Source organism: Pedobacter sp. N23S346 (assembly GCF_048515415.1).
GTDB lineage: Bacteria > Bacteroidota > Bacteroidia > Sphingobacteriales > Sphingobacteriaceae > Pedobacter.
Map to the genome: position 1 here is coordinate 39,070 of NZ_JBLYEE010000015.1, position 24,771 is coordinate 63,840.

The following is a 24,771-nucleotide window of genomic DNA, read 5'->3' on the forward strand; positions in this document are numbered from 1 at the left end:
ATTTAGAATGTAGTTTCCTGATACTAAAAAACGGACACTGCAAAGGTGTCCGTTTTCTTTTCTATAAACTACAATAAGTTAATAGTTACTACAATTTTATCCCCAGGTTAATTTCAAAACTCCCGGCGGTATAGCCACTTAAAGAACCTGTTTGTGTGGTATAACCTGTATTGATCATGTATTTATTCCGATAATGTAAACCCACCCCAAAACTTGCGGCTTTACTGGTATGGTACATCGCGGTAAACAGTACCTGTTGGTTAGCAACACCAAACTGCCCGCCAACATCAACAATGTCGGATATCTCTGTAAAAGAACGGTAGGCCACTTTCGGTTGAAATACGTTTTCACCCAGATTGAATAGATAGCCTGCTGAAGCATAAACCACCGGCGTATTAATCAGCTTAAAATTGTCCTTTTTAAAATAGTTTTTCAGGTTGACCAAGGCAAAATCTACATTAAAACTATTAGAAGTCAATCCAATTCCAAAATCACCATCAAAATAGGTCCTATGGTCTGTATTATATGCACCAATTTGTCCATCATTCGGATTTCCGATAAGATCCTGCATATCTACGCGCTGATTCATAAAACCTGCCGATAAGCCAAAATGTAGCTTAGCAGCAGAACTCAGCGGAAGGTGATAAGCATAACTGGCCAAAATCCGGGTTTGTCTTTGCAAACCTGCCTTATCTATGCTCATGTTTAATCCAACACCTACCCTTTCCCATCCGTAGGTAGTAGTAAGATTCTGAATAACAGGTGCACCAGGAATGTCATTCCATTGTGAACGAAAAGCCAGATCGACGGTTGCGCCTTCCTTTAACCCGGCCATTGCCGGGTTAGCGAGATAAGTATTATTGAAGTATTGATTTAATAAGGGATTAGTTTGCGCTTTTACTTTCGAAACCCCTAAGAGAGCAGCCAATATCAATATTTTAGTTTTCATCGTTTTCATTTTTCTTAACGGTTTCTGATAATCGTAATAAAACCTTTTTGAACCAGTTTGTCTGGTCCGTAAGTAATAATATAATAATAAGTACCTTCAGCGAGCGGAATGCCTCGGAGGGTTCCATCCCAGCTATTATCATAGCTTTTTTTACTATACATCTCCCTGCCATTACGGTCAAATATCCGTACTTCATTGCCTGGATACATATCTATGTTTTTTACAATCCAGGTATCATTTACACCATCACCATTTGGCGTTAAGATGTTATTGGCTACAATTTTATAATCTTCGGCCACTTGAATAGTGATCGATTCTACGCGACTGCATCCACTTGCATTGGTAACCCGAACGGTATAAACAGTAGTTTGTGCAGGCCGTACGGTAAGTGTAGCGGTATTCTGTCCACTGATAATGCCACTGGCTGTAGACCAGCTATACGATGTACCCCCACTCGCAGTGAGTATTGCGGTTTCCCCTTTACTAATAGTCGTGCCGTTATTGCTTAGGATATTAACCTGTGGAAGTGCATTAATCACTAATGAACCATTTACATAAACAAAAGTGTAATTGCCCGATACACCATTTGAAGGAACCAGTGAGTAAGTGCCTGCAACATTTCTGTTTGCAGTAGTACCCACCGTAGGTTTTGTGCTGAGTGAATTTTCAGTATCACCTGCTTTAAAGCCGCTATAAGTAACACCGAAATTAGGTAAACCATCAGACTGACACATAGAAGCATTATTAGCCGAAACAGTAAGAACAGCTTTAGTGATAGTCAGGTCAGCACCAACATAATTTATGGTGTAGTTACCAGTTAGCGTTAAGGTACCTTGATTAATGGCATAAGTACCCGCATTCTCACCTGCAACCCTGATTAGTGAACCTGTGAAAGTACTACCAGTTGGCAACGCCGGACTAAATGTATAAGTTAAGGCCGGATCGGTATCACCATAGGTTTTACTTTTCGCGACAGCAGTTATCGTAATCACTTTCGAAGTAATTGTTAAGTTAGCTCCGGTGAAGTTTAACCTGTAATTACCATTTAACGCCAATGTTCCCTGAGTAATCGCATATGTTCCTACGGCCTCACCTGGCAGCCTGTTGAGCGATCCGGTAAAAGTATCACCTGTCTGCAGTGTCGTGCTAAAGGTATAAGTAAGTGCAGGATCAGCTTCACCAAATGTTTTGCTTTTCGCTGCTGCAGTTACGGTGATGGTTTTCACTCCAATCGTTAGATCAGCACTTACATAAGTTAAAGCGTAATTGCTGCCTAAAGCTAGTGTTCCTCTGTTGATGGCATAAGTACCTACATTTTCGCCAACTGCTCTGGTTAGGCTTCCGCTGAAGCTATCGCCAGTTTGCAAAGCCGGACTGAAAGTATAAGTCAGTGCAGGATCAGCATCGCCATAAGTTTTACTTTTCGCAGCTGCGGTTACCGTCACCGTTTTCGCACCGATCGTTAAATCAGCACCAACATAAGTTAAAGTATAGTTGCCGTTCAATGCAAGTGTGCCCTGGTTGATCGCATAAGTTCCCACGTTTTCACCAGGTGATCTGGTCAAACTTCCGCTGAAGGTATCTGTTCCGGTTAATGCCGGAGCAAAGGTATAAGTCAGTGCAGGATCAGCATCACCATAAGTTTTGCTTTTTGCAGCAGCCGTTACCGTGATGGCTTTTGCCCCAATCGTTAAATCAGCACTGATATAGGTTAAGGTATAGTTGCCGTTTAGTGCCAGTGTACCCTGGTTGATCGCATAAGTTCCCACGTTTTCGCCAGGTGATCGTGTTAAACTTCCCGTGAAGGTATCTGTTCCAGTTAATGCCGGAGCAAAGGTATAAGTCAGTGCCGGATCTGCATCACCGTAAGTTTTGCTTTTACCTGCTGCCGTTACCGTAACTGTTTTCGCTCCGATCGTTAAATCAGCACTGATGTAAGTTAAAGTATAGTTGCCGTTCAAGGCAAGTGTGCCCTGGTTGATTGCATAAGTGCCCACGTTTTCGCCAGGTAATCGGGTCAAACTTCCGGTGAAAGTATCTGTACCCACTAATGCCGGAGCAAATGTATAGGTTAGTGCAGGGTCAGCATCACCATAGGTTTTGTTTTTCGCAGCAGCCGTTACCGTTACTGTTTTCGCACTGATCGCTAAATCAGCACTGATGTAAGTTAAACTGTAATTACTATTTAATGCAAGTGTACCCTGGTTGATGGCATACGTACCTACGTTTTCGCCAGGTGATCTGGTTAATGATCCGGTGAAGGTATCCCCAGTTTGCAACGTCGGACTGAAAGTATAAGTCAATGCCGGATCAGCATCGCCATAGGTTTTGCTTTTTGCAGCAGCCGTTACCGTAACTGTTTTAGCACCGATCGTTAAATCAGCACTGATGTAGGTTAAGGTATAGTTACCGTTGAGTGCAAGTGTACCCTGGTTGATCGCATAAGTTCCCACGTTTTCACCAGGTGATCTGGTCAAGCTTCCGGTAAAGGTATCTGTTCCGGTTAATGCCGGAGCAAAGGTATAAGTCAGTGCAGGATCAGCATCGCCATAGGTTTTGCTTTTCGCAGCAGCCGTTACCGTAACCGTTTTTGCACCAATCGTTAAATCAGCACTGATGTAAGTTAAAGTATAGTTGCCGTTTAGTGCAAGCGTACCCTGGTTGATTGAATATGTACCTACGTTTTCACCAGGTGATCTGGTCAAACTTCCGGTGAAGGTATCTGTTCCGGTTAATGCCGGAGCAAAGGTATAAGTCAGTGCAGGATCAGCATCACCGTAAGTTTTGCTTTTTGCAGCAGCCGTTACCGTGATGATTTTTGCACCGATCGTTAAATCAGCACTGATATAAGTTAAAGTATAGTTACCGTTGAGTGCAAGTGTACCCTGGTTGATCGCATAATTTCCCACGTTTTCGCCAGGTGATCTGGTTAATGATCCGGTGAAGGTATCCCCAGTTTGCAACGTCGGACTGAAAGTATAAGTCAATGCCGGATCTGCATCGCCATAGGTTTTGCTTTTCGCAGCTGCGGTTACCGTAAGCGTTTTCGTACCAATCGTTAAATCAGCACTGATATAGGTTAAAGTATAGTTGCCGTTTAAAGCCAACGTTCCTTGATTGATCGCATAAGTACCCACGTTTTCGCCAGGTGATCTGGTCAAACTGCCCGTGAAGGTATCTGTTCCAACTAATGCCGGAGCAAAGGTATAAGTCAGTGCAGGATCAGCATCACCGTAAGTTTTGCTTTTCGCAGCAGCGGTTACCGTAACCGTTTTTGCACCGATCGTTAAATCAGCAATGATATAGGTTAAGGTATAGTTACCGTTTAAAGCCAACGTTCCTTGATTGATCGCATAAGTACCCACGTTTTCTCCAGGTGATCTGGTTAAACTGCCCGTGAAAGTATCCGTACCCACCAATGCCGGAGCAAAGTTATAAGTCAGTGCAGGATCAGCATCACCATAAGTTTTGCTTTTTGCTGCCGCTGTTACCGTTACTGTTTTCGCACCAATCGTTAAATCAGCACCAATATAAGTTAAAGTATAGTTGCCGTTCAAGGCAAGTGTACCCTGGTTGATCGCATAATTTCCCACGTTTTCGCCAGGTGATCTGGTTAAACTGCCCGTGAAGGTATCTGTTCCGGTTAATGCCGGAGCAAAGGTATAAGTCAGTGCAGGATCTGCATCACCGTAAGTTTTGCTTTTGGCAGCTGCGGTTACCGTAAGCGTTTTCGCACCAATCGTTAAATCAGCACCAATATAAGTTAAAGTATAGTTACCGTTTAAAGCCAATGTACCCTGGTTAATGGCATACGTACCTACATTTTCACCAGGTGAACGGGTTAATGATCCTGTGAAAGTATCTGTTCCAACTAACGCTGGAGCAAAGGTATAAGTCAGTGCAGGATCAGCATCACCGTAAGTTTTGCTTTTCGCAGCTGCGGTTACCGTAACCGTTTTCGCACCAATCGTTAAATCAGCACTGATGTAAGTTAAAGTATAGTTGCCATTTAGTGCAAGTGTGCCCTGGTTGATTGAATACGTACCTACGTTTTCGCCAGGTGAACGGGTCAAGCTTCCCGTGAAGGTATCTGTTCCGGTTAATGCCGGAGCAAAGGTATAAGTCAGTGCAGGATCAGCATCACCGTAAGTTTTGCTTTTCGCAGCAGCCGTTACTGTAACCGTTTTCGCACCGATCGTTAAATCAGCACTGATGTAAGTTAAAGTATAGTTGCCATTTAGCGCAAGTGTACCCTGGTTAATCGCATAAGTACCCACGTTTTCGCCTGGTAATCTAGTTAAACTTCCGGTGAAGGTATCTGTTCCAACTAATGCCGGAGCAAAGGTATAGGTCAGTGCAGGATCTGCATCGCCATAGGTTTTGCTTTTCGCTGCTGCTGTTACCGTTACCGTTTTTGCACCAATCGTTAAATCAGCACTGATATAGGTTAAGGTATAGTTACCGTTCAATGCAAGTGTGCCCTGGTTGATTGCGTAAGTACCTACGTTTTCACCAGGTGATCTGGTCAAGCTTCCTGTGAAAGTATCTGTTCCAGTTAATGCCGGAGCAAAGGTATAAGTCAGTGCAGGATCAGCATCGCCATAGGTTTTGCTTTTCGCAGCTGCCGTTACCGTTACTGTTTTCGCACCAATCGTTAAATCAGCACTGATGTAAGTTAAAGTATAGTTGCCGTTCAATGCAAGTGTACCCTGGTTGATTGAATATGTAACTACGTTTTCACCAGGTGATCTGGTCAAACTTCCCGTGAAGGTATCTGTTCCGGTTAATGCCGGAGCAAAGGTATAAGTCAGTGCAGGATCAGCATCGCCATAGGTTTTGCTTTTCGCTGCCGCCGTTACCGTTACTGTTTTCGCACCAATCGTTAAATCAGCACTGATGTAAGTTAAAGTATAGTTGCCGTTCAATGCAAGTGTACCCTGGTTGATTGAATATGTACCTACGTTTTCACCAGGTGATCTGGTCAAACTTCCCGTGAAGGTATCTGTTCCGGTTAATGCCGGAGCAAAGGTATAAGTCAGTGCAGGATCAGCATCGCCATAGGTTTTGCTTTTCGCTGCCGCAGTTACCGTTACTGTTTTCGCACCAATCGTTAAATCAGCACTGATGTAAGTTAAAGTATAGTTGCCGTTCAATGCAAGTGTACCCTGGTTGATCGCATAAGTTCCCACGTTTTCGCCAGGTGATCGGGTCAAACTTCCTGTGAAGGTATCTGTTCCGGTTAATGCCGGAGCAAAGGTATAAGTCAGTGCAGGATCAGCATCACCATAGGTTTTCCTTTTCGCAGCGGCCGTTACCGTTACTGTTTTCGCACCAATCGTTAAATCAGCACTGATGTAAGTTAAAGTATAGTTACCGTTCAATGCAAGTGTACCCTGGTTAATCGCATAAGTCCCCACGTTTTCGCCAGGTGAACGGGTCAAACTTCCCGTGAAGGTATCCGTACCCACCAATGCCGGAGCAAAGGTATACGTCAGTGCAGGATCAGCATCACCATAGGTTTTGCTTTTCGCAGCTGCCGTTACCGTAACCGTTTTCGCACCGATCGTTAATGCTGTAGCATTCGACGTAGCCTGTACAAAATCATAGTTAACAGCAATTAATCCTGCTCCAGTGATTGCATATGAACCTACAGGCGAAGTTGCTGTGGCGGTTGTTGACCAGGTAATGTTACCGGTTGTAGCTGTTGCCAGATTTTCTGCATTCACAAAGCCTGTTACTGATCCGGATAAAGTTGGAACAGCATCACCATAAACTTTAGATGAAGTATTCGCTGTATATGTTAGTGTTGCTTTAGCAACTGTACTTGATGGTATGCTCACTGTTGGACTGTTTGCACCGCTACTGGTTAACACCACGTTTCCTGTAATATTCGTACCAGCTGGTGCATTTGCTTTTAGCCTGACATATACGGTTCCAGATACTGTTCCGGAACTTCCTATAGTAACAGAAGAACTGTAGCTCACATTGTCAGCACTCACCTCAAAATTGCTTGTTGAAGATGGAGTAGCCGTAATACCTGCAGATAAACCTGTACCCGATACGGTTACACTGGTTGATGTTGATGCAGTCCCATAGGTTGTGCTTAACGCTGATGGAAAAGTCCCGGCTGAAGCGGTAATTTGAGATGGCTGAATGTAGGTAAACTGGTCGCTGGCACTGGTCGCGCTGGTGCCCCCTGTTGTAGTGATGCGGACATCAACGGTGCCTGTTCCTGCCGGTGCGGTCGCCGTGATCTGTGTTGCCGAGTTAACGGTGAAGCCTGTAGCCGCCGTAGCACCAAAGGTCACCGCCGTAGCCCCGGTGAAGCTGGTGCCAGTAATGGTCACGCTAGTGCCTCCACCGGTCGGGCCACTGATTGGGCTCAAAGCCGTTACCGTTGGTCTTGCGACATAGGTAAACTGGTCGCTGGCACTGGTCGCACTGGTGCCCCCTGTTGTAGTGATCCGGACATCAACGGTGCCTGTTCCTGCTGGTGCGGTAGCCGTGATCTGTGTTGCCGAGTTAACGGTAAAGCCTGTAGCCGCCGTAGCGCCAAAGGTCACAGCTGTCGCCCCGCTGAAGTTGGTGCCGGTAATGGTCACGCTAGTGCCTCCAGCGGCCGGGCCGCTGGTTGGGTTCAAAGCCGTTACCGTTGGTCTTGCGACATAGGTAAACTGGTCGCTGGCACTGGTCGCACTGGTACCGCCTGTTGTAGTGATGCGGACATCAACGGTGCCTGTTCCTGCCGATGCGGTCGCCGTGATCTGTGTTGCCGAGTTAACAGTGAAGCCTGTAGCCGCCGTAGCGCCAAAGGTCACCGCCGTAGCCCCGGTGAAGTTGGTGCCGGTAATGGTCAGGCTAGTGCCTCCACCGGTCGGGCCGCCGGTTGGGCTCAAAGCCGTTACCGTTGGTGCGGCGATATAGGTAAACTGGTCGCTGGCACTGGTCGCGCTGGTGCCCCCTGTTGTAGTGATGCGGACATCAACGGTGCCTGTTCCTGCCGGTGCGGTCGCCGTGATCTGTGTTGCCGAGTTAACGGTAAAGCCCGTAGCCGCCGTAGCGCCAAAGGTCACCGCCGTAGCCCCTGTAAAGCTGGTGCCGGTAATGGTCACGCTAGTGCCTCCGCCGGTCGGGCCAGCGGTTGGGCTCAAAGCCGTTACCGTCGGTCTTGCGACATAGGTAAACTGGTCGCTGGCACTGGTCGCACTGGTGCCCCCTGCTGTAGTGATGCGGACATCAACGGTGCCTGTTCCTGCCGGTGCGGTCGCTGTGATCTGTGTTGCCGAGTTAACGGTAAAGCCTGTAGCCGCCGTAGCACCAAAGGTCACTGCGGTCGTCCCTGTGAAGTTGGTGCCGGTAATGGTCACGCTAGTGCCTCCGCTGGTCGGGCCAGCGGTTGGGCTCAAAGACGTTACCGTTGGTGCGGCGATATAGGTAAACTGGTCGCTGGCGCTGGTCGCGCTGGTACCTCCTGTTGTAGTGATGCGTACATCAACGGTGCCTGTTCCTGCCGGTGCGGTCGCTGTGATCTGTGTTGCCGAGTTAACAGTAAAGCCTGTAGCCGCCGTAGCGCCAAAGGTCACCGCGGTCGCCCCTGTAAAGCTGGTGCCAGTAATGGTCACGCTAGTGCCTCCACCGGCCGGGCCGCTGGTTGGGCTCAAAGCCGTTACCGTTGGTGGTGCTAAAGTGGTAAATTGCTGATCCACTCCATAAGCAGTACCAATACTATTTATTGCATAAGCTCTTACGTGGTACGTTGTAGAAATTGATAGTGTTGTTTCATTGTATGAATATGCGCCTAATGTTGCTCCGGCAACTATTCTTTTGGTGTTAGTTGTAGTGGGGTTAAGAGTTGTAGAGTAAACAAAGCCTTTCTCTGTTATTGTAGAAAAACCTGAACTCACCAAATTCCCATTAAAGGTTGCAGTGGTACCACCTACAGGTGTTGGCGCATTTGTAATTATCTTTGGAGAAGGATCATAAGTAAAGCTTGTTACGCCCACATAGAAATCGGCAGCACTAGTATTATTTGGAAATTGAGCATTTGTGGTAATCGTCAATAGTACTTCATCAACATCGCTCCACCCTGTAAAATTATATGAGTATGGGGTATTTGCATTATCCAGATAAACGTTTTGAGTATACTTTACCGTCCCCGATTTTTTACCTTCGATCCTTATATACTGATCCTGGCTAAAAGTGACAAAATTAATCGTATTAAAATTAAAATTCTGACCATCAGCTCGCTTTATGGATGTTTTGGCATTACCAGTTGCCGTAGGTGTTGGGTCTCCCGATTGAAGCCAAAGCGTCTGATCATTATATGTCCAAAAACCTGGGCTATTAGCTGCCATTGTAAATGTCCAACTTTCTTGAGCCGCAGTAGTCTGCGTGAAAGATGTTGTTCCCAATTTCGTTCCATTAACGGGATCACCTGATACATTAGCAAAATCGAGTGTTTTGGTCTGCCCATAGGCCACCAATTGAACAATCATTAAACAAATTAATAAGTAAAATTTTCTCATCATATTTAACACTTTATCATATACATTTATCCCAAATAATTGGGGATAATTTTTTTATTATTGCACTATATCTAAAATTAACACCATGTCAGTCTCAACAGAAACATTGAATCATCAAACGGCATTTGAATTACTTTCAAAGAAATTAACAGGAGCAATTCCTACTCCCGAACTGGTTGATACCATCAACCAGCTGCATGATCTCTATTCAACAATTACCCATATCGAAGGTGTACTTGCACCATCAGTTGAGGAAGAATTTTTTGAAGAACAGAGCGAGAACGGCACCCGCGTAAATCCATATATGGCGGCATACTGTTTTCTTGATTACCTGCGTTCTTATAAATTCACCCTCGGTATTAAAAAACTGATAGATGAAAAAATCGATCAGGGGCATCAAAAACCTTTACAGATTTTATATGCCGGAACCGGGCCTTATGCCTCACTAGTATTGCCACTAACTACTGTATTCTCTGCAGATCAGATTCAGATCACCTTACTGGATATTCACCAGTCATCATTAGATGCGGTAAGTAAACTGATTAATGCATTCAAGCTGCAAGCTTATTTTAATGGTTTTATCAAAGCAGATGCAACCCTTTTTGTACCGGCTAACAATGAACTTTATGATATCATTATATCCGAAACCATGGACAAAGCCTTGCGCAAAGAACCACAGGTAGCCATTTTCAATCACCTTCAACAGTTTTTGAAACCTAATGGGGGCCTTATTCCTGAAGAAATAAGGGTTGACCTCTATCAATCAAAATGGGGGGAAGAAAAAAATCACGCTTTTGAATATTACCTTGACCTCGAAACCAAAGCACATAATGCTAAAGTCCGTGAAAAAGTTACCAATCTGATTGCCATTAACAAGCATACTGTAACAAAATTTGAAAGAACGAATTCGGATCCTATTTTTCTAAAAACGATTGATCCACAAAATTTTAAAGCGGAATATTCCGCGTTGCTCCTCATTACCGAAGTACAGGTTTATAAAGATATTGTTCTACTAGAAGACCAGTCTATTTTAACCGAGAAAGACTATCTGACGCCTTTAAATGATCAGATTCTTCATTCTGGTTTAACCTTTTATTATAAAATGGATAACGATCCCCGTATTGTGTGTAGTTAAATGCACATATACGGGTTTTGCCATCCACTAACACTTTCTTCATGAATTTCCCTAAAATTAATATCGTCAAATGTTAAGCGTTTACCTTGCCCAACTACAACAGTATTGGTTTTGGTACCCGAAACATTCATTTTTACGATATCTACATCTGGTAATAAAAAACCAGATTTTGGATAAAAGTTAATCTCACCTCGCGGACCTCTCTTTTTATCCGTTTGTAAATGTTCCATTACTTTTTTCCAATCGCGGCGTTGCATGGCTGGTTCCATTTCTTTAAGTGTCATGCCAGCCTCAAACCCTAATAGGGAGAAAACATCTGCCTGACGGCCAGTTTGCCCCTCAACGATGCTCACAAAACTTTGGTTAAGTTCGCCTGCCATCTCCCTTGTCCATTGCGAACAAGAATAAAAAGACATGGGGTAACCGTTTATATTTTTTAATATATCCGGAAAGCACATTGGCTCCGAAAGTAAAAGCGGCACTTTCTGATCCAGGCCTCTTTCGTAAAAGGCCTTAATGAATTCTGTGGCCTGTGGGCCAGAAAACAAAGCATGCAGATAAGATGGTGGTTCGTTTTCGATATTATTGAGCAAAACCTCCATACGTAATGTATGCGGATCATTTTGATTAAAGGAAAGGATATGAAAATCCATCAATTCAGACCCGGCTGCTACGGCACCACGTCTAAAACTCGATGCCAGGTGGTAACCTCCATCATAAGGAGGCATAATCACAGCACCCTTATCCCCAAAATTTTTGTGTGCCCAATAACCAAGTGCATATTCACTTTGCCATAACTGGTAACTGCTGTGAAAAATATAGGGACTTGTATAAGTTATAGATGGCAAATATTCGCCCATATCAAAAAAGAAAGCAAGTTTTTGCCGGCTTTCAAATAATGGTATCAGTTCGGGAATAACCTTATAACTGATATACCCCATTACGATATCTACATTATGAAAATTAAGCAGTTTTTGTACAGCCTGCTTAACATCCGCTTCTCTGCCCTGCCCTACATATTCTGGTATAAATTGATAATCCTTTTGCGTATAAATATCTTTGCAAAGACCCGCAAACAAACCATTTACAATATTATTTGCATGCTCGGTATAAATAGAAGAATAAGTGGTTATAAAACCGATTTTTACCGGGGATAACATATATGGGAGCGCTATAAAATGTATTTGTATATAATTTAAAGAGAATGGCCTCCGGCGAATACCGAATGGCCATTTTATTCATTTATTAGTTTCTGCTTGGATATAATCCTTGTACCACTATCAGCATAGTTAATGCTACGTAAGGGTTAACAATACTAATTGGCGTATTCGAACCTGTTACACCAACAGTTACAGTACCGTTTGGTGTAAGACTAGCACTTGAAGATACGCCACCAACATTTAAATCAGTATCTGGAGCCGAATTATTGTAAAGGGCAACACCTGTAGAACGTGGAACCACTAACTGCCCTAAAGTATTGGCTGCTGTAGATGGTGCAGCAGCAGTACCTACAGCACTTGATGCTTTAATAGTTGGCGCAGGAATGGTAACACTAGATCCTCCACCAGTAAATACAGCTGCATGATTATGTGCAGGCAAATTTGGAATTGTTAGCGTAGTTGTTATTGTACCAGCAGACTGCCCAATTACGTAAGTTCCAGCACCAAAGTTTGTAGCCCCAGTACCAACAACACCTCTACCAGCTAGGTTAGGTAAACCAAAGGTAGTTTGTCCGTTACCGCCAAAGGTAGTACCAAGTATTGCAAAAAGTGCTGTATTCGAATTAACTGAAAGAAGCTGACCATTACAGCTCATAAACGTTCTAGGCACAAAAGTCCCAGCAAACATTCTTACCATACCTAAGTAATCATCCATAATTTTAATAGTTTAAAGGTTAAAATAAATTATATGTTGTTTAATTTGATTAAAACACTGCCTCTTGTTGTATACTATTTTGAAAACGCGCTCCAGCCTTTACACCTAAGGCGATTAGTTTATAGCCTGATAAAATTGCTTCGCTATTTTGTAAAATATTAATGCGCAGAAAGCTATTGTACTTACAGGCCACAAATAAGCCATAGTTACCATCAGCATGTACTATTGTACCAGGTTCAAAGTCACTTACATCATTAAGTATTGCTGGTGAAACCTCTACTATTGCCAGTTCTTGCCCGTTTAAAAAAGTAATTGCCCCACCGAAAGCAGGATTACAGGCATTTACAAGGTTCATGATTTCTGCAGCGGTCTGGTTTTCCCAGTCAATTAGTAAATCATCCCGTTTTACAGCTGGAAAAGAAAAAGAGGAGATTTCATCCTGTTCAACAAGGTCATTTACGTTATTACTAAATTTCTCTAATGCTTTTTCGATAACACTTACGGCCAACAGGCTGAGTTTGCTATTTAGCGCACCAAAACTTTCTTCAGAAAAAAGCTGAACTCGCTCCTGAAATAGTATTGGACCACCATCAAAACTATCATCCATTTTATGAATGGTGATTCCTGTAGAAGTTTCGCCCCTCTTAATCTGCCAAAATAATGGTGCAGGACCGCGGTAGGCAGGTAGTAAACTAAAGTGTATATTGAAGAAATTAAACTGTGGGATTTGTAGAAGAGAATCCGGTAGCTTTTTTGAAAAACCAAAAACTATTCCCAACTCAGATCCTGTAGTTGCAATAAGGTCGGTTAATTGATCCGAAAACGACAGATCATTATTTATGATAAGACAATTAATACCATTCGAATCACAGAAATTTTTAATTGGATTTTCAATTGATGGCCTATAAGAGGTAGCAACACATTGTAAACTGCCCTTATTGTGAAAATGAACAATAGCGGGCAATGCCGCAATATGATTCGAGAGGATGATTATTTTCACTGATTTGAGAGATTATTTAGGGTAACGTAAAAATATCAATTTATTTCACAACTTCAACAACTTATTTTAAAATACTTATTTATCAGTAGTTAATACCTAAAATTTAGGATTAAACAGGTAGTAAATACCTATCAATCTTTTCGATGTGCGGTGACGTAGAAAATAAAAAATGAGGTTATAAAAATGTAATATATTAAAGACTACTCCGCAGTAATAAGGCATACACAGCTATTAAATGGATCATTTCACTCATCTTCAGCTGGATAAACCTTAATCTAAAATTTAGTCCCTTTTCCGTAAGAGGGTAACAATTAAATCCTGATAAGCTGAGTTAGCACCATCGTAAATAGGCAAATCAATATTAATTTCATTACCAAAAGGTTGATCAGGATATTTACTATGAAAGCTTAATCTTTTGTGCATTTCTGCTTCATGAGCATTTTCCTTGCCTATGGAACTGAAAAAATGTGCAAAGAGATTATCCATTCCCCAACTATAATCGTAAAAATGATCGAGCGAATGATGAGCAATTACTAAATTATGAATCGACTGGTAATAGTTTTCAAGGACCTGAGCAGTAAAAAAATTAAAATCTCGATAATGTCGGTCATCTAATTTAACTTTTAGCAAATCAGTTTCAATCATTCCGGGGATACTATGCAATCCCCGTCTTTTATGATGGGAAAGAATAACTGCATCAGGTTTTCTTGTGAGGAAATAAAATGGAGTATCCGGAAACCATTTCCGTAATAAAGGGTAAAAATGAATGTGCCAGCTATCTAATTTTATGAATAAATGTTGGTATTGGCTTTTTCGCTGCTGCCCCATCATTTGTATTACAGCTTTAAACCATCTTTCGGTTTCTACTGCTGTTATTTTTTTATCTTGGTAAGACGCTCTTAAAATTTCATCCAGTAGCGGAGCCTCCGCATAAACAATATTACTAATATCAGTTGATAGGGCCTGCGTCAAAAGTGTAGAGCCACAGCGTGATACATGAAATATAAAGGCGGCAGGTGCTATTCCGTTTAATTTGGAAGCTGCTTCTACAACGAATTCCGGATTGCTCAGAGGAGTGTAAAAAGATCTGTTGCGCATCCTGGATAAACAAATCTTAATGGTTTCATCAAAAAATGGCTCAGCAATATGCCGTTCAGCAAGATCCATCCAACGTACTTGCCAGGTATCATTTTGGTTTTCCAGTTTATAAGGAATCCAGTTATGTAATTCTTCCATCAAATATTCTTTTTCAGGTTTTCAATCAGCTGTGCTGATGCTGGAGTATTCAAACGCTCTAATTCAGCAATAACCTTTAAAGCAGTTTCTTTATCCATCTCCTGACTTTGCTGTTCTGCTTCCATATCATAACCATGAGCAAGAAAAAGCGCATCAGTCCAGGAGTTACGGAGACAATCGATGACCAAATGAACTCTTACCGATTGTCCACGGTTAATGATAGCATGGGTTTCATCAAAATCAATATACCAGCTGCTGCCTTCATTAAGCACCAGGTATTCATCCGCTACCTGAAACTGAACATCGGCATTCGTTTGGATCGGAATATGTATTCTGCATGCACCATTAACGTAATTACAACCCCGATCGCGATGAGGCTTAATTTCTGCGCCAGGGTGCAAAGCCAATAGCCTGATAGATTCTTTTGGGCAATGCCAGGAATCAAGTATAGATTTAATATAAGGAAGTTTTTTCAACAAGGCTGTTTCCTGGTAACCATCTACACCGTAATTGGCCAGAATATCGTCTTCCTTGCCACTCGCAGATTGTAAGGAAATGCTCTGCCAGCTTCCATTATAGTCCTTTCTGTTAAAATGTTCTTGCCAGTTTAATGACATCGCTATCGCAAGCTCATTTTTAAGAAGCTGAGCATTGTATTTTTGGTTAAACTTAATGTATCTGGTCAATGTGAGCGTTTTTTTTGTAATATTAAGAATTGTTTATTAACCTGCAAATTTAAATCCGGTTTTATAACTTTATGCCTGCTTACCATAATAGATTAAAGTTTAAGATCAATTAATATGAAACATTATACCAACCTTATATTATCTTTTCTGGACGATATCGGTATTGAATACAGCTTAGCGCCTATAACGGAAGAGACATTTCTGCAAGGGCTTAAGCTAAAAACAGGAACCCTAATTATCGATACGGAAAAATTACTTTACCCTGGAGATATTTTGCATGAGGCTGGGCATCTGGCGTGTATGCCGCCCAATATGAGAAAAGAAATGAGCGACAATCTACCCAGTAATGACTTGCATATGGGTGGTGAAATAATGGCCATCGCATGGTCTTACGCAGCTTGCATTCAGCTAAATATTGATGCGACAGTGGTATTCCACAAGGATGGTTATAAAGATGCTTCCCAGTCTATAATCGAAAATTTCGAAAGGTCAATGTTTATTGGATTACCTCTTTTGCAATGGCTGGGAATGGCTTATGATGACCAACAAGCTCAAATATTAGGTGTAAAACCTTATCCCGAAATGCAAAAATGGCTTTGTACGCAAAGGCCTGGTCACTAAGTCAATAAAAACTAAGAAGCTACATACAAACCTCTTCATTACCTTACACCACAACCTGCTGAAACTGGTATGGTTTTTCGCTTAGGAATTTATAAAGTGTTTAAGCTTGTGAAACCGCTGAAAGAATAAAATTTAACAGCAAAGTTCCTGCAGCATCAGTTGTTAAAAGATCTGTATTAATATATAAATCTGCATTAACAGGCCTTTCATAAACATCGTTAACACCTGTGAGGTTCATTATTTTATCAGGGTGGCCTTGCGGAAGTAATGCCTTCCGGTAAAGTCCCTTTGTATCCCTTTCAATGAGCGTATTCATTTGGCAATCAATCCACACTGTTTTGACGTTGTAAAGCGATTTGAGTTCCTGCCGGGCGGCCTCAAAAGGATTAATCGCCGCAATAATGGCAATGGTACCTTTTTGAGCATGTTCGTAACCTACGGCGCCTAAACGCCTGATATTTTCCAATCGGTCGGCATGAGAAAAACCGAGGTCTTTACAGAGGGTTTTTCGATAAGTATCCCCATCTATTACGATACAGGAATGACCCAGTTCTATTAATTGGTGACTAACCCATTGTGCTAGTGTGGTTTTACCAACGCCAGACAGGCCGGTGATTTGTAATAAGAGCATTAATTATTAATTTCAATAAAGATAATTAAAACTCATAATTTTATTTAAAAATAGTAAAGATCAATCGACCAGGCCCTTATTGAAACGTAAATCCTTCACCTACAAAATCTCAATTTCCTTCTCTTCAAACGTTTCAAATATCTGGGCATTGATGATGCTTCTCGTGAGATCAGCTTTAGAAATATCTTTACACCAAAAGTAAATGTTAATGTTGCTGTTCAGCTTACTCACAGGGCTAATCAAAATGATAGGTTCCTTGCTCACAAATACATTACTGTTTTCTATAATAATTTCCCTGATCAGACTCACCACTTCAGTAGAATTAAATGGTTTGGCTACCGATAATGTAATATCCACACGCATTTGGTTGTTGCTCAGCGTCCAGTTGATGATGTTGTTTGATAAAATTGAGCCATTAGGGATAATAATCTCGGCACCTTCATCACTAAGCAAAGTACTGGCCCGAACACCAATCTCCTTCACCCTGCCTTTCTTATTGCTAAGCTCAACAATGTCGCCAATTCGAATGGTCTTATCAAAAATAAGGATGATCCCTGAAACAAAATTGCTCACAATGTTCTGCAAACCAAGCCCAATCCCAACACCCAGCGCACCAAGGATGACAGTAATTTTATCAATAGGAAGTCCGGAAGCTGCAACAGCGATTAAAAAGCCACCAATAAGCAATACCAATCTGGTAACCAGTAACTTGGATCGTTCCCCTTTATTATCATCAAAGGTATCATCTCCGGTATCGCCGAAAAAATAAGCAATATATTTTTGTAAAAAGTTGGCCACCCATACAATCCCCAGAAACAATACAATCCCCCCAAAAGTAAAGGAGAAGCTCCCAATGGTTCTTTTTTGTGTAAGCACTTCCATTACCGATTCGTAAAGCCCGTTAAAAACATTCAGGTTAGTAGTAAAAATCACAAACCAGATTACGGTAGCACCAATCCCGGTAAGTTTTTTAAGGCCAGAAATTACAGGTTGCCATTCGAAATATTCTGGATAACCTTTTCTGATTCTGCTACTTTTCATCTGCAGTAGAAAAGCTTCTACCAATACTTTCGCCATAATGGTTAACGAAATGGCATTTAATAGTGAGCTCACACCAGTTGAATAAAAAATCTGTGCAAGAGTAAAGCGACCGAATAAATTACAGAATGTTGCCACGATGGCAAATGCAGTATAAACAAAACCCGTAACAAGGATCATTCTATACTTTTTCACTTTTTCATCGAGCATTTTCCATACCATTATACCGTAAGCTACAGAACTTAAACTCAAAAATAAAAGAAGCCAGCGTTGATACCTGGGCGGCATACCTAAAAGGCGCAAGAAAACTGGTGCCAGAAGAAGTACCACAAAGATACACCAATAGTAAAATAATTTTGAACCTAGTTTTTTCCGTAAATATACCGAGAGCAAAATGGCCAGTACCACCTGTACTCCTTCTATATAAAGTGCAGGTGCCCTGAGGTCGAAAATCGGTGCCAGGGAAAAAATCATAATAAAAGTAATTAAATACGGCTGCGGACTAATCAGTGTAAAATCATCAAGCGTTTCTAAACGACCGCGCTGTTTTACACTTTGGAAATTGAAAAATACCCAGAGGAAAAATAGGGTACAGACAAAAAGCAGCACCATTCGGCTACTCCTGGTATACACAAAATAATAACCCGATATTTCTTGTTCCCCCCTGATAAATTTGCGAAAACCAACACTTTTATTAGCCCGCACATTAACTGATTCCCAAAGGTACCGGCGCTCTTTTCCAAAGGCTTTTATGCTTACCGCATCAAGCTGACTATCCGTAAGGTACATCAGCTCCTTAATATTGATCAGGTTAGATGATGTTCTGGCATGAAGCGTATTGATGGATGCAGTTGCACTTTTGATTAAACTATCTGTAATTACCCGTTTCTTCTTCAGTTCAGCAAACTGATCTTTAAACATAATCCGCATGGCGGGCTGGGTAAATACTTTTATGAGTACAGTATCTTTACGCAGATTAAGAATCTGGGTTTTCAATGCCCTTAACTCTTTTTCATATTCATCAAGATCCATCAAACAATCTCTATTGTTACTTTGCAACTCTTCCAGCAGCGTCTCGTTCATTTGCAAATTATGAAGATTCAAATTCCGGTCTGATTGTGTAAGTCTGCTTTTTAAAAGCGCGAGTGCAGCTTCATCCTGGGTGAGGTGCGCATCCATAGACTTCAGCTTTTTAAACGAGCCTACGGTTACCGGAACTTTGTTTATGGCTTCAAATACTTTTTCCAAATGCATCAGATAATCGCCTTTAGTCAAAGTAGCAGAATCAGAAAGAATAGACACATCCTGATTCTCCAGATGCTTGTCTTTTTGTGCAAATGCATTACCCGAAAAGAAAATGGTAAGTAGTAAAGCGAGGCTGCTAACCGCGATGGAAAAAGTTTTTTTTGTTATCATTGAAATTTAAAAGTGGGGAACCTGTTGCTTAGCAACATAGCCGGCAAAAATAGCGAATACAATTGGTTTATAAACGATGGGATTCGCATTTTGATATATTACACTTTTTTTTATTAATTGATTTTTAGCTATTTAAGAAATTACGTCGATGGTATTTAGTTCAGCACCTATCTAGTTAAGACACTGAATCAAGTTTAGGAGGACGATTAGTCGCAAAAGGGATTTCTCGAGGGATGTGCTAACCGATTCGTCATTCTGACCTGTAGCGCAGCGAAAAGCTACGCAGTAAATTTAGTTCAGCAACTATCCAGGTAATACACTGAATCAAGTTCAGGAAGACGATTAGTCGCAAAAGGGATTTCCCGAGGGATGTGCTAACCGATTCGTCATGCTGACCTGTAGCGCAGCGGAAAGCTACGCAGTAAATTTAATTCAGCACCTATAGAGGTAAGGTCCTGAATCAAGTTCAGGAGGACGATTCGTTGCAAAAGGGATTTCCCAAAATTAGATCACAAACATTCAATTATTCAAAATTAAACCACTTCATTATAACACTCAGTCATTCAACATTCAATCATTCAACATTCAATCATTCAATCATTAAAAACACCACCTAAAATAAATGCTGTCGGTTAGCAGACATAATCAGCTCCGCTACATTTCTAACCTGAAATTTCTGAAGGAGATTTTTCCGGTGGGTATCAATCGTTAGCGGACTAAGAAATAATTCTTCGCCAATAGTTTGGCTTGTTTTGCCTTGGGCGATCAATTCGAGAATCTGTTTTTCGCGTTTGGTTAACCGCGGGGCTGCAATTAATTCATTCCTGGATGGGCGACTGAGAATCTCCATTACTTCCTTGCTGTAACAGATACTTCCTTTTACTGCTTCTGCAATGCAGAGCCTGAGTTCATCAAGCGAACTATTTTTGAGCAAGTATCCACTTGCGCCATTCTGAATCGTCTGTACCACAATACTACGCTCCGTTCTATTGCTTAGAATTAACACAATAACAGATCTATATTTCTTTTTAATTTCTAAACATAGCTCCATTCCATTCATATCAGGAAGGGTAATATCGAGCAGAATCAGATCTACGTTCCCCGTTTCCAGGTAAGACAAAATTTCTGCTCCATTTTGAAAACCACCAACAACTTCAATATTGGGCTCATTCTTGAGCATGTTCTTTAACCCTTCAATAACAATAGGGTGATCATCGACTATCGCAGTCAGCAGCTTATCTTTTTGCATCTATCTTCAATTCAATATTAATGGTTGTTCCCTCACCTTTTTCAGACTGGATTTCCAGATTTCCGTTGAAGAAATTTACCCGGTTCATGATGCTCTTCAAGCCCATCCCCTTACTTTTCTCTTGCATGGCCCGATCAAAACCAATGCCGTTATCTTCAATGGTAATTAGAAAAATACTGTTATCCTGACTACATTGCAAAATAATGCTTGATGCCTGAGCGTGTTTGATGGCGTTAGAAAGCAATTCCTGTGCAATCCTGTAGATATGAAGCTGTACCGCAATGGCGATATCAGATTTGATATTGAAGGCTTCAAAATTAATCTTCAAATCTGCTCGCATATAAAATTCACAAAGATCCTTTAACGCCACTTCCAGTCCAAAATCCAACAGCGTTTCTGGCACCATGTTACGGGCAATTCTCCGCAGTTCTGTCACAGAAGAATCCAGCTGACCAATTACCCGGAGTAATTCATGATCATTTGAAACCTCCGGCGTATTATTTTTCCATCCGGATAATCCGATTTTTACGCCAGCCAACATTCCACCCAAACCATCATGAAGATCTCGGGCCACCCGCTCCCGTTCAAGCTCCTCTCCATCAAGCATGGCTTCGGTAACTTTTAGCTTCTCACGTTGCTCCATCTCTTCCAGTTTCTGAGCAAAGTTGATCTCCCGCTGCTCAGAAAGTTTCCGTTTATATCTCGAATAGATCAACAGCGATAAAAGCACAATGATGATAAGGAGACAGCCCATTCCCAGGAGCCACATCATTAAATTTCCATTCTTTGCCTTTAGTAAAGCCTGCTTGGCCTGGCTTTGTAGTGCTGCAATTCGTTGCCGATCTTCTGCCTTTCTAAAGCGGGCCTCCAACTCATTAATTTTTAACTTCGTTTGACTTCCATTTATGCTATCTGTAATTACTTTCGCTTTTTGCAACCACTCGTAGGCTTGCTTATAATCTTTAAGGTAGCCATTAATGCTTGCTAACTCCCCATAAATGGTAGCTTTATCATTAATATTTGCCACCAGTGTACCTTCCGAAATCACATCCAGCAATAAATTTTTAGCTTTTGCATAGGCTTTTTGCTGTTTATAAATATCATATTCTCTAAAGATAAATTGTTGATAAAGCTGGGTTTGTTTTAACCTTTTTGCCATTCCAATTCCTTTATCAATACTGGCTAATGCAGCTGAATAGGATTGAATTGTAGTATAATAAAGTGCCTCATTATAATAATAAAGCGGATAATTTACAGATGCTGGAAATGGCAATAACAATTGATGCGCCTTTTCGAGTAGTTTTTTAGCCTTTGGCGATTGATTATCATAACAATAAATACTCACCCCACTGAGGTAGGAAATAACCAGTGAAGAAGATTTTGGCGCATGCTTTTCGAGGATCCCAATGGCCTTCTGTGCATATTCTGCGGCTTTAGCAAACTGATAGTTATTCATTAAAACCGTAGAAAGCTGACCATAGTAATGCGCAATATCTTCCATATCGCCAGATTTATTGGCCAGTGGAATAACATGATCAAGGGTTATACGGGTAATAAATTCATATCCTTTCGTATCCTTTTCCATAAGTGCATAAAAGAACCAGGCAGAAGCCCGTTTGAGATAGGCATTTTTGGTATGGATTGGCGCAAGCGATTCTTCCGCTTTCTTAAAAAAAACAGCTGCTTTTTTAGGGTTTTGTGCAGAGTAATACTGGCCTTCGTAAAAAAGTGTTAAGGCCTTAAGGTATGGAGAATTGCCTGCAAGTTTCCTCCCTTTAGCAAGATATGTTTTACTTTTTACGGTATCTCGCACCTTCCAGTAATACACTAAAGTAAAACTGGCTTCAGCCCTTAAACTATCATGCTTATTACTGTTGATAACATTTTGCAGACTATCTACATATCGATCTTCATTGAGCGGCAATTGCTGCTGTGCGGCTACAAACAGGCAGACCAAAAGCAGAACTGGTATAAGGAATAGTTTCTTCATCAGCTAAAATGAGCCCAATTAATAAAGGCTATTATATTTTTTTTATTAAGGATAGTAAATATCTGCCAAAAATCTACAAATGGCGAAAAACGGGGATCAACAAGCCAAAAATACCTAAAAACCAGTAGAAATAAACCGACTAAAAGTGGTATTTATTATCTCGGGCATTGGGAATAGTTTTGCATGTTACATAATTCGATGAAAACATGAGAAAATTTATATTGACAAGGGAAAGAAATCATCCCCGGCAAAAGAAAGCAGCCAGTCGCAATATCATTCAACCCAGATTTCTGCTACTTTTTATGACATTACTGACCGCTTCTATGCTCTTCTCGCTAGGCGGATGTAAGAAAGATGGTGGTGGCGGAGCCGAAGAAGCTAAAAACTACTTTTTCAAAGCAACTGTAGGTGGAAAAGAGATTAACTACTATTCTGTAAACTTTCAAGGCGGTGGAAACGACGACCGTTGGGAACACATTGTTGTTGGCGGTTTTGAAAGTAGCCTGCTTAGCAATACTAATCCCGGCCCTCCGGGGCTTGATTTCGAAATATGGAAGCAAGGGGGAAATATAGGCGTAGGTACCTACAGCACGCCTGCAGAAATGGGGATGATCGCCCGTTACTATATTCAAACAGATAAAGGCACACTGATCTGGAATACATCCTGGGCGGATGATGTTTTCACCGTAAAAATAGAAGAAATCAGTAAGCAAGGAATTAAGGGGACTTTTTCCGGAACGGTGCGAAACCAGGCCGGACAGGCGATTAGCATCACCAATGGCTCCTTCAACCTACCTTACAATGACCTGGTAAATCCTTAAATACATTCGCCCTACCTCTTTCAAGGATTTGAATGATTCCTTAAAACCTGATAAAATTTAACCAATAAGGCTGTATCATAAATTTATTAAGATTTGTCATGTTGAGCTTGTAGAAACACCGTTAAAGACATTTTTCATAAGTCCTTCGATAGGCTCGGGATTACATTTCGAATTATGATACAGCCTCTTAATAAACTAAAAAATCCATGGTTAGGCTCATCCAATTACTTCACATTTATTTTTAAAATCATAATATAAAAAGAGCGCACATTAATATACGAAATATTTCGTATATTAATTAAAAATTCATTAATTTACCTGCACTAAATACACGCAAAACTTTAAATATATTTTGAATCATGTTAAAAAAAATCTTTTACTTTTTTCTGCTCTTTCTGGCCTTTAACCGAGCTAATGCACAGGATGTACAATGTTATGATGGTCTTGCCATTAGTCAGAAACTTAAAATGATCAGGGAAGCGGATCAGGAAATCAGGGCAAAATTAATTAAAGAAATGGCAACGAAAAATCCGGAAGCGATGAAAAAAGTTGCCCTGGAAATGAAAACCAGTGATCGGCAGAATCAGCTTTATATCGCATCACTTCTGGATCAGTGTGGCTGGCCAAAAGGGCTTAGTGCTATTGAAAATAATACCATCTTTCTGGTTATCGATCATGCCGATACGGCTTATATGTCTAAATATTTCCCTGTTTTAAAGAAGCAGGCAGATATGGGTATTGTGGCAAAATCAGATCTGGCAACGCTACAGGACAGAATGCTACTCAGGAGCGGAAAAAAACAAGTTTTTGGCACTCAAACCATTAAAAATGGTCAGGTCGTAACTGTTTGGCCAATAGAAAATCCGGATGGCCTGGATAACCGCAGGAATCAAATGGGCCTTACGCCGATGAATGAATATATTGAATTACTTAAAAAGAACTATCAATCTGAAGTGATCTGGGATAAGGATTTACCAATAGAAGCCGCGCAGGAAAAGATGCGAAAAAAGAACTAGTAAATTCATTATTTAAACTGACGAAGTTTTCCCACTGCACAGGCAGCTAAACTTCGTAACCTGAGATCAATAATTATTATTGCTTTTTACACCCCGGTCTGCGACCACCCTCAGATGCATCGGAGAGAATAGCGATCACTATTCCACTCCTTGGATGATCGTGTGGAAACATCTTATAGGCGTATTTTTTATGCATTTTGCTAACCAGCTTTAATAAAGCATAGGCTTTACCGAAGAGCGCCGTCAATCCCAAGGGCCAGAGAAATCAAAAAAACAGTTGTAGAATAGTATGTACGGCACTAACTAACCTTAAACGTAGTGGTTTTGTGTTCATAAATGCAGGTTCGAAGCTTAAAAGAATTTTGAACACAAAACGAAGTGCCCGCTGTTTTTTTGATGTGTGTGAGGTGGTGTAAAAGGCCCATAGTTGGATTGACAAAGCGCTTTGGATACTTTGGCGCTCCAAAGTACTATGCCTCCGCGGCAAAGAGCGGAAAAAGATCTTTACAAAATAAATTGTTTTCACACTGTAGTCCTTTGGAAGGGGTGCCTAAAAGTCGGGGTAGTTAAAACAAGAATAAAC

At 41.3% G+C, this 24,771-nt stretch carries 15 protein-coding genes; 4 read left to right on the forward strand and 11 right to left on the reverse strand.

The genetic code is table 11. The features are described from left to right. Positions 1 to 88 precede the first annotated feature (88 nt). Positions 89 to 949, reverse strand: coding sequence for a PorP/SprF family type IX secretion system membrane protein (locus ACN1CD_RS20750; protein ID WP_419132326.1), 861 nt, complete (start codon positions 947 to 949; stop codon positions 89 to 91). Between the two features lie 14 nt (positions 950 to 963). Then, a complete protein-coding gene (locus tag ACN1CD_RS20755; protein WP_419132327.1) occupies positions 964 to 9,477 on the reverse strand; it encodes an MBG domain-containing protein in 8,514 nt (2,837 codons plus the stop codon). 82 nt (positions 9,478 to 9,559) lie between these two features. On the opposite strand from ACN1CD_RS20755, the gene ACN1CD_RS20760 reads away from it, so the two are divergent. Then, positions 9,560 to 10,609: a hypothetical protein gene (locus tag ACN1CD_RS20760; RefSeq protein ID WP_419132328.1), complete on the forward strand. Its 1,050-nt coding sequence runs from the start codon at positions 9,560 to 9,562 to the stop codon at positions 10,607 to 10,609. Here ACN1CD_RS20760 and ACN1CD_RS20765 read toward each other — a convergent pair. The 5 genes from ACN1CD_RS20765 to ACN1CD_RS20785 form a co-directional block, all read right to left on the reverse strand. Continuing rightward, complete coding sequence (locus ACN1CD_RS20765; protein WP_419132329.1) at positions 10,606 to 11,769, reverse strand: ABC transporter substrate-binding protein; 1,164 nt, start codon at positions 11,767 to 11,769, stop codon at positions 10,606 to 10,608. The genes ACN1CD_RS20760 and ACN1CD_RS20765 overlap by 4 nt on opposite strands. An 85-nt stretch (positions 11,770 to 11,854) precedes the next feature. Then, positions 11,855 to 12,484, reverse strand: a complete 630-nt coding sequence (locus ACN1CD_RS20770) for a phage tail protein (protein ID WP_419132330.1) — start codon at positions 12,482 to 12,484, stop codon at positions 11,855 to 11,857. A 49-nt stretch (positions 12,485 to 12,533) separates the two neighbouring features. Beyond that, positions 12,534 to 13,484 carry a methionyl-tRNA formyltransferase gene (locus ACN1CD_RS20775; protein ID WP_419132331.1) on the reverse strand — a complete coding sequence of 317 codons (951 nt, stop codon included), beginning with the start codon at positions 13,482 to 13,484 and terminating at the stop codon, positions 12,534 to 12,536. 282 nt (positions 13,485 to 13,766) lie between these two features. Beyond that, the gene (locus ACN1CD_RS20780) at positions 13,767 to 14,720 is read right to left on the reverse strand and encodes a hypothetical protein (protein WP_419132332.1); all 954 of its coding nucleotides are present in this window, start codon (positions 14,718 to 14,720) and stop codon (positions 13,767 to 13,769) included. Next, entirely contained in the window at positions 14,720 to 15,406 is a 687-nt protein-coding gene (locus ACN1CD_RS20785) for an aspartyl/asparaginyl beta-hydroxylase domain-containing protein (protein WP_419132333.1), read from the reverse strand. Before ACN1CD_RS20785 ends, ACN1CD_RS20780 begins: the two co-directional genes overlap by 1 nt. 114 nt (positions 15,407 to 15,520) lie before the next feature. Between ACN1CD_RS20785 and ACN1CD_RS20790 the strand changes: the two genes are divergently transcribed. Then, a complete protein-coding gene (locus ACN1CD_RS20790) occupies positions 15,521 to 16,027 on the forward strand; it encodes a hypothetical protein (protein ID WP_419132334.1) in 507 nt (168 codons plus the stop codon). A gap of 100 nt (positions 16,028 to 16,127) precedes the next feature. Here the strand turns inward: ACN1CD_RS20790 and cysC are convergent, their stop codons facing one another. The 4 genes from cysC to ACN1CD_RS20810 all read right to left on the reverse strand — a co-directional run bounded on the left by cysC (position 16,128) and on the right by ACN1CD_RS20810 (position 22,351). Beyond that, positions 16,128 to 16,658 (reverse strand): adenylyl-sulfate kinase, encoded by a 531-nt coding sequence (gene cysC / locus ACN1CD_RS20795; protein ID WP_419132335.1) that lies wholly within the window; start codon positions 16,656 to 16,658, stop codon positions 16,128 to 16,130. 99 nt (positions 16,659 to 16,757) lie between these two features. Continuing rightward, a complete protein-coding gene (locus ACN1CD_RS20800; protein ID WP_419132336.1) occupies positions 16,758 to 19,112 on the reverse strand; it encodes a mechanosensitive ion channel family protein in 2,355 nt (784 codons plus the stop codon). 613 nt (positions 19,113 to 19,725) lie between these two features. Beyond that, the gene (locus ACN1CD_RS20805; protein WP_419132337.1) at positions 19,726 to 20,361 is read right to left on the reverse strand and encodes a response regulator; all 636 of its coding nucleotides are present in this window, start codon (positions 20,359 to 20,361) and stop codon (positions 19,726 to 19,728) included. Next, positions 20,348 to 22,351, reverse strand: coding sequence for a sensor histidine kinase (locus ACN1CD_RS20810; RefSeq protein WP_419132338.1), 2,004 nt, complete (start codon positions 22,349 to 22,351; stop codon positions 20,348 to 20,350). Before ACN1CD_RS20810 ends, ACN1CD_RS20805 begins: the two co-directional genes overlap by 14 nt. Before the next feature lie 206 nt (positions 22,352 to 22,557). On the opposite strand from ACN1CD_RS20810, the gene ACN1CD_RS20815 reads away from it, so the two are divergent. Then, on the forward strand, positions 22,558 to 23,172 hold the full coding sequence (locus ACN1CD_RS20815; protein ID WP_419132339.1) for a hypothetical protein: 615 nt from the start codon (positions 22,558 to 22,560) through the stop codon (positions 23,170 to 23,172). Between the two features lie 359 nt (positions 23,173 to 23,531). Next, a complete protein-coding gene (locus ACN1CD_RS20820; RefSeq protein ID WP_419132340.1) occupies positions 23,532 to 24,188 on the forward strand; it encodes a DUF6624 domain-containing protein in 657 nt (218 codons plus the stop codon). Positions 24,189 to 24,771: the final 583 nt, after the last annotated feature.

Bases quoted from the DNA above. Each gene is read 5' to 3' on its own strand.
- ACN1CD_RS20820 (WP_419132340.1), top strand. From the start codon at position 23,532: ATGTTAAAAAAAATCTTTTACTTTTTTCTGCTCTTTCTGGCCTTTAAC.
- ACN1CD_RS20770 (WP_419132330.1), bottom strand. From the start codon at position 12,484: ATGGATGATTACTTAGGTATGGTAAGAATGTTTGCTGGGACTTTTGTG.
- ACN1CD_RS20810 (WP_419132338.1), bottom strand. From the start codon at position 22,351: ATGAAGAAACTATTCCTTATACCAGTTCTGCTTTTGGTCTGCCTGTTT.
- ACN1CD_RS20815 (WP_419132339.1), top strand. From the start codon at position 22,558: ATGAGAAAATTTATATTGACAAGGGAAAGAAATCATCCCCGGCAAAAG.
- ACN1CD_RS20750 (WP_419132326.1), bottom strand. From the start codon at position 949: ATGAAAACTAAAATATTGATATTGGCTGCTCTCTTAGGGGTTTCGAAA.
- ACN1CD_RS20765 (WP_419132329.1), bottom strand. From the start codon at position 11,769: ATGTTATCCCCGGTAAAAATCGGTTTTATAACCACTTATTCTTCTATT.
- ACN1CD_RS20790 (WP_419132334.1), top strand. From the start codon at position 15,521: ATGAAACATTATACCAACCTTATATTATCTTTTCTGGACGATATCGGT.
- ACN1CD_RS20755 (WP_419132327.1), bottom strand. From the start codon at position 9,477: ATGATGAGAAAATTTTACTTATTAATTTGTTTAATGATTGTTCAATTG.
- cysC (WP_419132335.1), bottom strand. From the start codon at position 16,658: ATGCTCTTATTACAAATCACCGGCCTGTCTGGCGTTGGTAAAACCACA.
- ACN1CD_RS20805 (WP_419132337.1), bottom strand. From the start codon at position 20,361: ATGCAAAAAGATAAGCTGCTGACTGCGATAGTCGATGATCACCCTATT.
- ACN1CD_RS20780 (WP_419132332.1), bottom strand. From the start codon at position 14,720: ATGGAAGAATTACATAACTGGATTCCTTATAAACTGGAAAACCAAAAT.
- ACN1CD_RS20800 (WP_419132336.1), bottom strand. From the start codon at position 19,112: ATGATAACAAAAAAAACTTTTTCCATCGCGGTTAGCAGCCTCGCTTTA.
- ACN1CD_RS20760 (WP_419132328.1), top strand. From the start codon at position 9,560: ATGTCAGTCTCAACAGAAACATTGAATCATCAAACGGCATTTGAATTA.